This window comes from Natronincola peptidivorans (assembly GCF_900111615.1).
GTDB lineage: Bacteria > Bacillota > Clostridia > Peptostreptococcales > Natronincolaceae > Natronincola_A > Natronincola_A peptidivorans.
The window spans coordinates 180,533-193,088 of the sequence record NZ_FOHU01000001.1; the positions used below are offsets into that span (position 1 = coordinate 180,533).

General features: G+C 35.3%; 15 protein-coding genes. All 15 read left to right on the plus strand.

What is annotated here, in order from left to right; translation table 11 throughout:
• Positions 1-6 precede the first annotated feature (6 nt).
• The 15 genes from fliF to BMX10_RS18240 all read left to right on the plus strand — a co-directional run bounded on the left by fliF (position 7) and on the right by BMX10_RS18240 (position 12,555).
• Entirely contained in the window at positions 7-1,560 is a 1,554-nt protein-coding gene (gene fliF, locus BMX10_RS00930) for a flagellar basal-body MS-ring/collar protein FliF (RefSeq protein ID WP_090437942.1), read from the plus strand.
• Between the two features lie 15 nt (positions 1,561-1,575).
• Complete coding sequence (fliG, locus tag BMX10_RS00935; RefSeq protein WP_090437944.1) at positions 1,576-2,595, plus strand: flagellar motor switch protein FliG; 1,020 nt, start codon at positions 1,576-1,578, stop codon at positions 2,593-2,595.
• A gap of 13 nt (positions 2,596-2,608) precedes the next feature.
• A complete protein-coding gene (locus BMX10_RS00940; protein ID WP_170834624.1) occupies positions 2,609-3,379 on the plus strand; it encodes a FliH/SctL family protein in 771 nt (256 codons plus the stop codon).
• Positions 3,357-4,670: a flagellar protein export ATPase FliI gene (gene fliI / locus BMX10_RS00945; protein ID WP_090437948.1), complete on the plus strand. Its 1,314-nt coding sequence runs from the start codon at positions 3,357-3,359 to the stop codon at positions 4,668-4,670. Before BMX10_RS00940 ends, fliI begins: the two co-directional genes overlap by 23 nt.
• Before the next feature lie 16 nt (positions 4,671-4,686).
• The gene (locus BMX10_RS00950) at positions 4,687-5,145 is read left to right on the plus strand and encodes a flagellar export protein FliJ (RefSeq protein ID WP_090437950.1); all 459 of its coding nucleotides are present in this window, start codon (positions 4,687-4,689) and stop codon (positions 5,143-5,145) included.
• Between the two features lies 1 nt (position 5,146).
• The gene (locus BMX10_RS00955; protein WP_090437952.1) at positions 5,147-6,382 is read left to right on the plus strand and encodes a hypothetical protein; all 1,236 of its coding nucleotides are present in this window, start codon (positions 5,147-5,149) and stop codon (positions 6,380-6,382) included.
• Positions 6,383-6,482: 100 nt separating this feature from the next.
• Positions 6,483-7,889: a flagellar hook-length control protein FliK gene (locus BMX10_RS00960; RefSeq protein ID WP_090437954.1), complete on the plus strand. Its 1,407-nt coding sequence runs from the start codon at positions 6,483-6,485 to the stop codon at positions 7,887-7,889.
• A gap of 14 nt (positions 7,890-7,903) precedes the next feature.
• Entirely contained in the window at positions 7,904-8,326 is a 423-nt protein-coding gene (locus BMX10_RS00965; RefSeq protein WP_208976090.1) for a flagellar hook capping FlgD N-terminal domain-containing protein, read from the plus strand.
• Positions 8,327-8,369: 43 nt separating this feature from the next.
• Entirely contained in the window at positions 8,370-8,744 is a 375-nt protein-coding gene (locus tag BMX10_RS00970) for a TIGR02530 family flagellar biosynthesis protein (protein ID WP_244272579.1), read from the plus strand.
• A 79-nt stretch (positions 8,745-8,823) separates the two neighbouring features.
• Positions 8,824-10,254 carry a flagellar hook protein FlgE gene (locus tag BMX10_RS00975; protein ID WP_090437958.1) on the plus strand — a complete coding sequence of 477 codons (1,431 nt, stop codon included), beginning with the start codon at positions 8,824-8,826 and terminating at the stop codon, positions 10,252-10,254.
• 94 nt (positions 10,255-10,348) lie between these two features.
• Positions 10,349-10,561, plus strand: a complete 213-nt coding sequence (locus BMX10_RS00980) for a flagellar FlbD family protein (protein WP_330387760.1) — start codon at positions 10,349-10,351, stop codon at positions 10,559-10,561.
• A 17-nt stretch (positions 10,562-10,578) separates the two neighbouring features.
• Positions 10,579-11,364, plus strand: coding sequence for a flagellar motor protein (locus BMX10_RS00985; protein ID WP_090437963.1), 786 nt, complete (start codon positions 10,579-10,581; stop codon positions 11,362-11,364).
• Complete coding sequence (locus BMX10_RS00990; protein ID WP_090437965.1) at positions 11,364-12,110, plus strand: flagellar motor protein MotB; 747 nt, start codon at positions 11,364-11,366, stop codon at positions 12,108-12,110. Before BMX10_RS00985 ends, BMX10_RS00990 begins: the two co-directional genes overlap by 1 nt.
• Before the next feature lie 28 nt (positions 12,111-12,138).
• Positions 12,139-12,324: a hypothetical protein gene (locus BMX10_RS18235; protein WP_244272580.1), complete on the plus strand. Its 186-nt coding sequence runs from the start codon at positions 12,139-12,141 to the stop codon at positions 12,322-12,324.
• A gap of 6 nt (positions 12,325-12,330) precedes the next feature.
• Positions 12,331-12,555, plus strand: a complete 225-nt coding sequence (locus tag BMX10_RS18240) for a flagellar basal body-associated FliL family protein (RefSeq protein ID WP_280140732.1) — start codon at positions 12,331-12,333, stop codon at positions 12,553-12,555.
• The last annotated feature ends 1 nt before the right edge of the window (position 12,556 follow it).

Sequence of the window (12,556 nt, forward strand, 5' to 3'; positions counted from 1 at the left end):
GAGTTAATGGCTGAAGCGCTGGAACAAATAAGAAATCAGTTTAATGATTTTCTTCAAGGCTTGGAGAAAAAACAAAAAATTAGAATAGTAGTATCGATAATCTTGATTTTATTGACATTAACAGCAATTATATTATTTTTTACTAGACCCCAATACGTTATGCTTTATAATAATTTAGATGCTAGACAGGCTGGGGAAATCAAGAATACATTAGAAAGCAGTGGAATAAGGACCAAGTATGGTGATACCAGTAGTACAATCCTAGTACAACAGCAGGACTATCAAAAGTCCCAGGTGATAGTTGCTACAGAAGGATTGCCCCAAGCTCGTTTTTCTTATGAAGACTTTTTTTCTGGAAATAATTTCATGAAAACAAGTGAAGAAAAATCAAAGGAATTTGTTGTTGCCTTGGGAAACGAATTAGGAAAAATCATTGAAGAAATACCCGGAATCCAAAATGCATATGTAAGCCTTGCAGTGCCAGACACAACAGGCTTTATTCAAGCCAATAGAGAGCAATATGCAAAAGCATCAGTATTTTTGAATTTAGATCATGGAGTAGCATTAAACAAAAACAGTGTAGAAGGAATTGCGGTATTAGTTTCTAATGCAGTACAGGGGTTAGAGTCTGAAAATGTAACGATACATGGCCCAGATGGAAGAGTATTAAACCTTAATTCACCTAGTGATAGTCAAGTGTTTGGACCATCGGAACAGCTATCCCTGCAGCAAACAGTGAAGGAAGATTTGGAAAATAGCATAACAGATTTTCTTTCAACTGTATATGGTTATGGCAATGTAGTTGTAATGGCAAATGTTAAACTGGATTTTAATAGTCAAGTGACAGAAATACAAGAGTTTTCACCACCTATAGAAGGAGAAACAGAAGGAATTGTAAGAAGCATGCAAGATCTTCAACAAAGGGTTGTAGATTATGGTGCAGGTGGAGCTCCAGGAACTGATACAAATACAGAGGACATCCCACAGTACGTTGAAGAAGATCAAGAAGGCTCCTTGTATTATGAGGCAAACAGGATTATAAATTATGAGATAAATGAATTGAGGCAAAAAATTGTTAAAGCTCAAGGACAAGTTCAAGATATTACTGTTGCAGTTGTTGTAAATAGCACAGCCATCGATGGAGGCACATTAAATGATGAAGAACGAAGGGAATTAGAAAATCTAATCTCAGCAGCAGCAGGTCTTGATACTAGAGTAGTGAGAGTGGCAACACAGGAATTTAGCACTACTTTAGAAGATGAGATACGTCGAGCAATGGAAATGAGAGGTTTAGCAGATACTAGAGGGCTTCCTATATGGCTTTTAGGGTTATTAGCAGCTGTTATTCTTGGAATAGGATACTTTATCTTTACTAGAGTTAGAAAGAAAAAGGATGATACTGAAATGGAGATGGATATCCCAATTCAGCAAACATCCTCATTAGAAGAAATAGAATTAGAATTAGCAGGATCACAAGTTAAACAACAGCTGGAGAAACTAGTAAATAAAAAACCAGAAGCTGTAGCACAACTCTTAAAGAATTGGTTAAGTGAAGATTAGAGGTGAATAGGATAGATGACTAGGAAAAGCGCAAAAGGTGAGATGACAGGCAAAGAAAAAGCAGCAGTCTTGCTCATCAGTTTAGGACCTGAGTTTTCTGCACAAATATTTAAACATCTAAACGATGAAGAAATCGAAGAATTGACCCTTGAGATAGCTAACATGAGAAAAGTTGCTCCAGAAGAAAAAGAAAAAATCATGGATGAGTTTTACCAAATTTGTGTTGCACAAGAATATATCTCTGAAGGTGGAATCAACTATGCAAAAGAGGTGCTGGAAAAAGCTCTAGGCTCTCAAAAAGCTATGGACATTATTAACAAATTGACTGCTTCATTACAAGTAAAACCCTTTGATTTTGCAAGAAAAGCAGACCCAAGCCAATTATTAAATTTTATTCAAAATGAGCATCCTCAAACCATTGCATTAATACTGACCTATCTTCAAGCGGATCAATCAGCGCAGATTTTATCAGCTCTACCTCAGGTTAAGCAAACAGAGGTTGCGCAGAGAATTGCAACAATGGATAGGACTTCTCCAGATATTATAAAAGAAGTAGAATCGGTATTGGAAAGAAAATTATCAGCTTTGGTAAGCCAAGATTATACTTCTGCAGGTGGTATTCAGTCCATTGTGGATATTTTAAATTCTGTTGATAGAGGTACTGAAAAAAATATCATGGATACGCTAGAGGTGCAGGATGCAGAATTAGCAGAAGAAATTAGAAAGAGAATGTTTGTATTTGAAGATATTATTAATCTAGATAGCACTTCTATTCAAAGATTTATTAGAGAAATTGATAACAATGAACTAGCGATAGCTTTAAAAGGAGCGACAGAAGAAGTTGCAAGTGTATTATATGCTAACATGTCAAAACGTATGGCAGAAATGATCAAAGAAGATATGGAATTTATGGGACCTGTTAGACTTAGAGATGTAGAAGAAGCTCAACAGAAAATTGTTAACATCATCAGAAAGCTAGAAGAAACTGGAGATATTATTATTTCTCGTGGTGGAGGAGATGAAATCATTGTATAAGGTGTATAAATCTATGGATATAAAAATAGGGCATAAAAAAGAACTTCAATATATTAGTGAAAACATAGTAAAGAATACACAACAACCAATAGATGAAATCTCTTCTGAAGAAATAGAAAAATCAAACGAAATTGCTCGCCTGAAAGCGAGAAAAATACTTGAAGATGCTGAGCAAGAAAGAAATCAGCTTCTAGAGAATGCAAGAAAAGAAGCAGAGTTGATTATTGAAGAAGCCTATGAAGATAGTAAATCTGTTTTAGAAAAAGCAAAAAAAGATGGGTATAACGATGGAATACAATTAGGAAAACGGCAAGGATACCAAGAATATCAAGATTTACTAGATGAAGCAATGGCTATGAAGAAAGACATTTATAAAACAAAAAAGAGATTAGCTAAAGAAATAGAAAAAGAAATGATAGATTTGGTGATTTATAGTATAAAGAAAGTCATTGATTATGAATTACAAGAAAACCACCAAGTGCTTCTTAATCTTATTAGCAAAGGATTAGAAAAATGCACGTTTACTGAAACCTTGATAATACGTGTAAGCAATGAAGATTATGATGTTTTGGAATCTTATAAAAATAAGATATATATGATGACAGAAGGTATCGATGATTTGCAAATTAAAAAGGATGCTGCTTTAAAGAAAGGTAGTATAATTATTGAAACGCTATCAGGTAAAATTGATGCCAGTATTGATATACAAATAAATCAAATTGAGGTATTATTTAAAGAATTGCTTAGAGAAGAGGGATTTCATGAAGGGAACAGTACTACATAAATATAAGCAATCTCTTGATACGCTGGACTTAGTTAAATATACAGGATATGTATCTCAAGTAATAGGGTTAACTATTGAGTCAATTGGTCCAGCTGTAAAAATTGGCGAGACCTGTAAAATATACACTGTCAAAGGTTCAGAACCTATCCTAGCTGAAGTGGTTGGTTTCAAGGAAAAAAAAGTATTGTTGATGCCATTAGGGGAAATGGAAGGAATAGGACCTGGTAGTAAGGTAGAGGCATTAGGTGCTTCTTTACAAGTGAAGGTGGGTGATGCACTGCTAGGAAGAATTCTAGATGGTCTAGGCAACCCTATTGACAATCAAGGGGCATTAAAGGACACTACTACGTATCCAGTAGTAGGTAAACCACTTAATCCCTTAGAGAGATCAAAGATTAAAGAACCATTATCTTTAGGAATAAAAGCACTAGATGGACTATTGACCTGTGGTAATGGTCAGAGAATAGGCATTTTTGCTGGCAGTGGTGTAGGAAAAAGCACACTCCTAGGTATGATTGCAAGAAATACTCAAGCAGATATTAATGTAATTGCCCTCATAGGAGAGCGTGGGAGAGAAGTAAAGGAGTTTTTAGATAATGACTTAAAGGAAGATGGTTTGAAACGATCCATAGTTATTGTAGCAACCTCTGATCAACCTCCCCTTGTACGGTTGAAAGGCGCACTTTTAGCAACATCCATTGCAGAATTTTTTAGAGACAAAGGAAAGAATGTTTTATTATTAATGGACTCTTTGACAAGATTTTCTATGGCCCAAAGAGAGGTTGGATTGGCTATAGGTGAGCCTCCTGTTACAAAGGGCTACACACCATCGGTTTTTGCAATATTGCCAAGGCTCTTAGAAAGGACTGGAACCTCAGATAGAGGTGCTATCACAGGACTATATACAGTACTGGTTGATGGAGATGATATGAATGAACCTATTGCAGATGCTGTGAGAGGGATACTAGATGGACACATTGTCTTATCAAGAAAAATGGCAACACAAAATCACTATCCAGCTATTGATGTAATATCAAGCGTAAGTAGGGTGATGCCCAACATCGTTTCAGCAGAGCAACTAGCAATGGCAAATGAAGCGAAACAAATATTAGCCACCTATAGAGATGCTGAAGATCTCATCAATATTGGAGCATACATAAGGGGAAGTAATCAAAAAATTGACTATGCACTAGATAATATAGACAGAATTAATGATTTTTTACAGCAAAGGGTAGATGATGAAGTGAGCTATGAAGACGTTTTAAATATGATGCGAGAATTAATTAAGTAAGAAAGGAGCGAATATAATGACTGAAAAGTTTTCTTATAGATTTAATAATATTCTTAAGATAAAAGAAAAAATAGAAGAAGATAAAAAACATATATTTGCTTCAGAACAAAAAAGATTAGAAATCGAAAAAAAGAGTTTGGAGACTCTATTTATAAAAAGAGAAAACACTATTGATAAGTGGAACAAAACAATCAATAACGATAATATAGTTAAGATAAGCGCATTACAAAGAGCATCAGCTGATATAGACTATCTAAAAAAGGCCTTGACAGAGCAAAAGACTAGAGTTGAGAAACGACAAGAGAAACTAAATGAGTCAAGAAAAGAACTTATAGAGGCAAAAAAACAAACGAAAATATTTGAAAAATTGAAAGAAAAAGATTATGAAGTTTTCAAAATTCTACAGTCAAAAAATGAAGCTGCTTTAATAGATCAACTAGTAACCTATAAAAGCACAGTTAATAAGGGAGGTTAAAATGACTACTAACCTTCGAGAAAACGATAATAAAGGATTATTAAAAGGAATCATTATTGTAATAATAGCATTTCTATTTATTCCTATAATGACAATGCTGATTATGTACTTCAGTAACGAGGATTTTAGACATTCTACTAACAACGTTTTGTCTATTTTACCAGGAAATTTAGGAGGGTATTTTCAAGGACAACCTACTAAAACAGAAATAGAAAGCTTAAAGCTGCAAATAGCCAAGTACTATATAACGTTTGAGGAAGATAGATTAGTAGATAAACTACTAATTATAAAAGGTGAGGATAGTAACCTATATGATGATCTAATCATTCTACTTAGCAGGGAAAATCCTATGAAAATGCGTAACGTTAATGAAAAACTCAGAAGTGCTACAATGCAATCTAATTCAATGCAAAGGATTTTGGAAGAGATTGATGAAGATAAAATAACAAGAATTGATGAATTAAATCAATACTTTCTATCTCTTAAAATGCCACAGTCTATTTCTGAAATTCAAAGAACCTACAGAAATGGCGAACTAAAAAGTGAAGAATTACCAGTATTATTTGAAAAACTACCAATTGATATTAGTGCACAGTATCTATTATATTTAGATCCAGAAATAACAGAACAGATAATGTTTAATTTGAGACAAACCATTAAGAAAGAGATTGAAAAAAAGATGGAGGAAATACAAAGTCGTCAAGATGAAATGATGAGATTAGCCAGTATTTATGAAAAAAAATCTTTAGAGGAGCAAATAGAAGATTTGGGAAATATTGATAGGTTTAGACAGCAAGACCTAGCTATTATCTATAAAAATATGAGCATAAAAAGTGGTGGAAGGATCTTAGCCTCAGTAGAGGATAATGATTTTATTGCAGAATTATATGAAAACATAAATGCGTTGGAACTATTACACGGTAAAGAAGCTAAATTAGCTGTTGACTTATCTGAAGCTGTGCAGATCTACAAAAATTATGAAACAAAAGTTAAAGAATTAGTTGATGTTTATGAGAGGATGTCCTTACAAGAGCTAACCAATGTAATTCAACAAATGATAAGAAACAACAATGTTTACCAACAATACACTATCAGAGATGAGGAGATTGTTTTCACAGAGGAAAGGTTAGTAATTGACGTTTTAAACCGATTAAGACCTGCTAAAGTGGCAGCATTGTTGGAACAATTAAATACACAAAGCTCGGTAAATCTATCCCAAAAATTTGTTATAGATTAAACCTAATAGACTGTGAGCACTATGTAGAAGGCAAAAAGCAAGTGGAATGATTGATAGCAGAAGACAAAGAATCAACAAATATTGAAAGGAGGTGATAATAATGATAGCTATGGATGGATTAATGAATTTAAAAAACATCACCAACAACATTAGGTCAGATGTAATGGCAGGAAAAACCAATAACAATGACTTTACTCAGATACTTCAAAGTAAAATGCAATCTAGAAACAGCAATTCTCGGAAAACCTTGGGTTTGAATAATGACTCAACAAGACTTAACAATAATAATTCATCAGTAGGCTCTTGGAAAAACAAAGAAAAAATGAAGCAAAACAACATGAATACCACTGAAATGGAGCAAAAGGAAGATAACAATAAAAGTCAAGAGACTGAAGGAAAAACTCAAGAAGATGCCATGAATACTACTAATAAAACTGAAGGTAAAAAGGAACTAGAGGAATCCAAGAAACCCATTGAGTCTGAGGAAATAGCAGTAATGGAAGAGGCTTTTGTAACATCACAGCAAATGGATGAATTAATGACATTGATAAACCTGCTACATAAGGAAGGCTTAATCACAGTTGAAGAAGTTCAAGAATATCAGTTGCAGCTTGGAAATGAAAGACTAATGACGGAATTGCTGCCGAAATTAGAAACCCTATTGACTGACATCGTCATGAAGGTAGAAAAACAGGAAATCAGCTTAATGACTCATGAAAACATTAAGGATTTTCAAAGGACAATTGATTCGATATACGAAGCTTCTGAGAAGCAAGTCATAAAGCTAGAGTTTCATAATAAGGAAGAGCCTCATGATTCAATTAAGGATAGCTCTAAAATCTATAATCAAGATTTAACGCCCAAGCTTGATCAACTAGAGAATTCCGAGATCACAATAAAGGAAACAGGCATAGAAAAAGCCTCTAGTCTTGATAATACCAGCAAATTCAACATAGCAGATAATTATGAAAAACTGGATTTAACAGAAAGCACCTTATCCTTAGATGTAGAAAAAAATTATCAGGTGAAGTTTAACCATTTACCTAATGAGTCGTTTAACACAAAAGAAATATATGGGAAAAATTTATTGGAGCAACTGATTCATAAAGTAGATGCAATCTATAAAACAGGTAAAAATCAATTGAAGCTACAACTGGTGCCTGAAAATCTAGGAAAGCTTTCCATCAATTTATCTACAGATAATCAGTCAGTAAAAGCAAAAGTCTACGTAGAGTCACTAATGGTAAAGGAAGTTATTGAAAATAATTTAAACCAATTTAGAGAATCTTTAAGGGATAAGGGCTTAAGCCTTTCTAGCATTGAAGTTTCAGTAGGACAAGACCCAGAAGCCTATCAGCAAAATAGAAGTTTGATGCAACAAAGGACAAAGCTAAAGAAAACAGCATCAAAGGCTATAGATAACAATGTACATCTGGCGCAAGAACTAGAATCTATTACTAACACAAATCCGTACATTGTTACAACGAACTTTGATAGATTAGGATAAGGAGGGAAAATGCCTTGAGTAATGTTACAAACACTGATGGAGTGATAAAACAACCCAGATATTATGATCCTGAGGAAAAGGATAAAAAATCTAATGATTTAGATAAAGATGCATTTTTAAAGCTACTAACTACACAACTAAGCAATCAGGATCCACTAAATCCAATGGAGGATAGAGAATTTATTGCTCAGATGGCTCAATTCAGCTCTCTAGAGCAGATGCAAAATATGAATGATAATCTAGTTGCTACAAAAACAACCTTAGCTGAGCACCTTACTAAGATGAATAATAATGTAGTAAAAAGTCATACCTTCATGAGTGAGACATTAGACAGCATTAATACACAGCTTTCCAAAATAACCAACGCTTTACAGGTTGGAGAAGCTGATGCAGAAGAACAGGATAATGGTGTTGATGGAGCTGAAGGTCAAGAGTAAAGAAAAAGATGATGACAGGTAGTTGAAGTAAGGAGGTATCGATGTGGTTACTTACAAAATAAATAATAAGCCTTTATTGGACCCTAAGACCACACAAAAAGTAAACAATAGGAATACTATTGGGGACTTTAATCAATTGCTGCAACAGCATATAGAAAAAAATGCTGAATTAAAATTTTCTAAGCATGCTACAGAAAGGCTGCAGCAAAGGAATATACATTTATCAAAACAGGATTTATCTAAGCTGAACAACGCTATTGATAACGCTGCTAAAAAGGGAATAAAGGAAACCTTGATTATTATGGATAATAGAGCCTTTATTGCCAGTGTCAAGAACAAGACAGTAATCACAGCTGCAGTAGAGGATCAGCTAAAGGATAATGTTTTTACAAATATTGATGGTGCAGTGATTATATAAGCCGGACCAACTATGGAGGCTTATCACTTCTGAATGACAGAGGAAGTGAAGGAAAAATATTAATAGGAGGTCATGTACTATGATGCGATCTATGTTTTCAGCCGTATCAGGGCTGAAGGCTCATCAACTTAGAATGGACGTAATAGGAAACAATATCGCCAACGTAAATACAGTGGGATATAAAGGTTCCAGGGTAACCTTTCAAGAGGTCTTTAGCCAAACCCTTAGAGGCGCTGGTGCACCGCAGGCAGGTAGAGGAGGAACAAATCCTCAACAGGTAGGTCTAGGGATCAATGTAGCTTCAATGGATACCTTCCATATCAGAGGGGCTGTTGAAAGAACCGACTACAACACAGACCTGATGATTAATGGAGAAGGATTCTTTATTGTATCAAATGATGCAAACTTCTTAAACAGAAGCTATACAAGAGCAGGGAGCTTTGCTTTAGATGAAGCGGGAAATCTTGTGACACCGGAGGGATTACGGGTATTGGGTTATATGTATGATGCAGAGACAGGAAGAATGGGTACTGCAATGGAGGGGCTGCAAATATCTAGGGGAATGAGTTATCCCGCCATGTCGACTGGAGTGCCATCAAACAATGATGGAACACTTATCGAGGCAGGAGCCACAATACCTAATGGAGTTACATTTGATGGGAATTTAAATGCAGATACAAAAGTTTATGCTGGAGCAGCAGGTACCCCACCAACGTTTACAATCCCAGCTGAAGGAGCAGATGGTTACCCATTAAGAATAGATGACTTACTAGATGATGATAATAAAAGTGCTGTTGCCAGGGACACTACCTTTACAGTATATGATGAATTAGGAGGAACCCATGAGGTAAGGTTAGCATTTGTTAAAGTAGCCCCAAATAGATATGAAGTGTGTGTGGTTAATAAAGAAGGCGTACTGTCTAGCGAAGTACCACCTCATACAATTCTTTTTGATAGTAATGGAAAAATTATTGATGACGATGCTAATGGTAACGATGGGATAGTAATGACATTAGTAAGAAGAGGAGAGGGTGACCCTCCATTATTAGATAATGGTGCTAGACCATTTACTTTCAATATTAATTTGGGGCAACTCACACAGTTTTCTAACGAATCCGATGCTTCTGCCTCAGATATTAGGGGCTTCAAACAAGGAAGCCTAGACACCTTCGCCATTGATAGTAATGGCGTCATCACAGGCTATTTCACCAATGGACAGATGCGTCCTGTTGGACAAGTGGCACTAGCCAACTTTAGAAACCCTGCTGGACTAGAAAAGGCTGGCAATAACCTTTATAGAGTGACACCAAACTCAGGTGAACCCTTGGTAGGAAACCCTGGAACTGGTGGAAGGGGTGCTTTAAACCCAGGAGCCTTGGAGATGTCTAATGTTGATTTATCCAGAGAGTTCACTGACATGATTACTACCCAGAGGGGCTTCCAAGCTAATTCCAGAATCATAACAACCAGTGATGAAATGCTTCAAGAAGTAGTGAATATGAAGCGGTAATTTTATCCAGTAGCAGCGTGTTCTACTGCGCTGCTACTGAGTAAATAAAAGGATTCTATCTGCAGTTTGTAATATTTGAATAAAGGAAAAGATGATGATGATAAAATTAAAAAGATTAAATAAAAGTGAAGTTCTGTTAAATTGTGATATGATAGAGCTTGTGGAAGAAACTCCCGATACAGTTATAACCCTAGCTAATGGACATAAGATTGTTGTATTAGAAAGTGCAGAAGAAATCACTGAAAAAGTTATAGAATATAAAAAGAAAATATATGGCTTTCATCCTCAAAACGAAAGACTGGTTTAAGGAAAAGAGGTGTAGATTTGGACATAGCAACAATTATAGGGATAGTAGTAGGTTTGATATTTGTTATTTCAGGTATTTTAGTGAATGGTGAATTAACTATCTATTTTAGTGTGGCATCTATCCTGATTGTGGTAGGGGGGACCATATCAGCAACCTTTGTTGCATACCCATTACCCAAGGTTTTAGAGGCCATGAAAATAGCCTCAAAAGCATTTTCTAACAAGGAGACAGAGCCTGGAATCATAATTTCTAGGGTCATTGGATTAGCTAACACTGCCAGAAAGGAAGGCTTATTGGCGCTGGAGGAAGCGGCTGAAGAAATAGAGGATACCTTTCTACAAAAAGGTGTCATGCTAATCGTGGATGGCACTGACCCAGAGTTAGTAAGAAATTTATTAGAAACTGAGCTGGCTTTTATTGAGGAAAGACATAAAGATGGACAAGGTATATTTGAAGCAATGGGTACTTTCTCACCTGCCTTCGGTATGATAGGAACATTGATTGGACTAATAAATATGTTAAGAACATTAGATGATCCTTCAACCATAGGCCCAAGTATGGCAGTAGCACTAATAACAACTTTTTATGGTTCCTTGCTGGCGAACCTCATATTTCTTCCTATGGCCAACAAGCTAAAGCTTAAGAGTAGGGAAGAAATATTAAGAAAAGAGATTATGGTGGAAGGATTATTATCAATCCAAGCGGGAGAAAACCCAAGAATCATTGAAGAAAAGCTAAAGGCCTTTTTACCACCTAAAGTAAGAGTGCAATTGCAGCAAAAACAGGAAGGTGTTGAAGCTTAATGGCCAGAAAGAGGGGGAGACAAGAAGAAACAAAAAAAGGTTCTCCTGAGTGGATGACTACTTATGGAGATATGGTGACTTTACTATTATGTTTTTTCATACTACTCTTTGCCTTTTCGGAGATTGATGCAAAAAAATTTGAAGCAGTAATTCGATCATTTCAGGGCTCCCTAGGTATTTTGGACTCTGGAAAAACAATTGAGCAAAGTGAGTATATTACCAGTGCTATGCAAGATGAATTAACTACAAACCAGTTAGAAGAGCTTGAGGATTTCAGGAAATTAGAGGAACGGTTACGACAGTTTTTAGAGGCCAATGAACTTGATGCAGATGTATTAATTACCTTAGAAACTAGGGGGTTAGTTCTGCGATTTCAGGATAATGTGCTATTTGATCCTGGGCTGGCTGAACTAAAAGAAAGATCAAAAGAAATTCTTTCATTTATAGCGGAAGTATTGTATGAACCCGAGTTTGAAAAAAAATTTGTAAGGGTAGAAGGACACACTGATAATGTTCCTATGAGCTCATATAGGTATCCTTCCAACTGGGAATTGTCTGTATCAAGAGCTACGAATGTCGTAAGGCATTTTATTGAGGAACTTGGACTTGAGCCAGATAAATTTTCTGCAGCGGGGTATGGAGAGTATCACCCAGTAGCTGAAAATGATTCGGCAGAAAACAAAGCGAAAAATAGACGGGTGGATATTGTGATTTTAAAATCTGAATTAACTATTTCTACACCCTAGTAATTGAGGGAATTGGGGGTAAAACAATATGAATTTAAAAAAAATACTTTTATATTCATTGATAGGTTTTATTTTATCAGGGGTATTTTTTGGAACAATATTATACTTCACAGTTTTTAGAACGCCAAAGGATGCTGTTGAAAACATAGAGCTTTATGAATTTTATATCGGCAGTTTTTCTACTAATTTAAGTCATCCTAGAAACTTTTTCTAAGGAGAAATTGTTGCAGAAACAAATGATAGAAGATTGATAAAGAAGTTTGAAGAAAAAAATGCAGAATTGAGAGATCAAATAATTAAAACTATACTTAGTAAAGAGCCAGAAGATATATTAAGCCCTGAAGGGCAACAACAATTGAGGCAGGAAATATTACAAACGATTTCTCAGGTAATGGCGTCAGATAGGATCACCAATGTATATTTTACTGACTATATTGTTCAATAGG

What these genes read in the sequence shown, in the direction of transcription:
- fliF (WP_090437942.1), top strand. Translation starts at nt 7, where the DNA reads ATGGCTGAAGCGCTGGAACAAATAAGAAATCAGTTTAATGATTTTCTT.
- fliG (WP_090437944.1), top strand. Translation starts at nt 1,576, where the DNA reads ATGACTAGGAAAAGCGCAAAAGGTGAGATGACAGGCAAAGAAAAAGCA.
- BMX10_RS00940 (WP_170834624.1), top strand. Translation starts at nt 2,609, where the DNA reads ATGGATATAAAAATAGGGCATAAAAAAGAACTTCAATATATTAGTGAA.
- fliI (WP_090437948.1), top strand. Translation starts at nt 3,357, where the DNA reads ATGAAGGGAACAGTACTACATAAATATAAGCAATCTCTTGATACGCTG.
- BMX10_RS00950 (WP_090437950.1), top strand. Translation starts at nt 4,687, where the DNA reads ATGACTGAAAAGTTTTCTTATAGATTTAATAATATTCTTAAGATAAAA.
- BMX10_RS00955 (WP_090437952.1), top strand. Translation starts at nt 5,147, where the DNA reads ATGACTACTAACCTTCGAGAAAACGATAATAAAGGATTATTAAAAGGA.
- BMX10_RS00960 (WP_090437954.1), top strand. Translation starts at nt 6,483, where the DNA reads ATGATAGCTATGGATGGATTAATGAATTTAAAAAACATCACCAACAAC.
- BMX10_RS00975 (WP_090437958.1), top strand. Translation starts at nt 8,824, where the DNA reads ATGATGCGATCTATGTTTTCAGCCGTATCAGGGCTGAAGGCTCATCAA.
- BMX10_RS00980 (WP_330387760.1), top strand. Translation starts at nt 10,349, where the DNA reads ATGATGATAAAATTAAAAAGATTAAATAAAAGTGAAGTTCTGTTAAAT.
- BMX10_RS00990 (WP_090437965.1), top strand. Translation starts at nt 11,364, where the DNA reads ATGGCCAGAAAGAGGGGGAGACAAGAAGAAACAAAAAAAGGTTCTCCT.
- BMX10_RS18235 (WP_244272580.1), top strand. Translation starts at nt 12,139, where the DNA reads ATGAATTTAAAAAAAATACTTTTATATTCATTGATAGGTTTTATTTTA.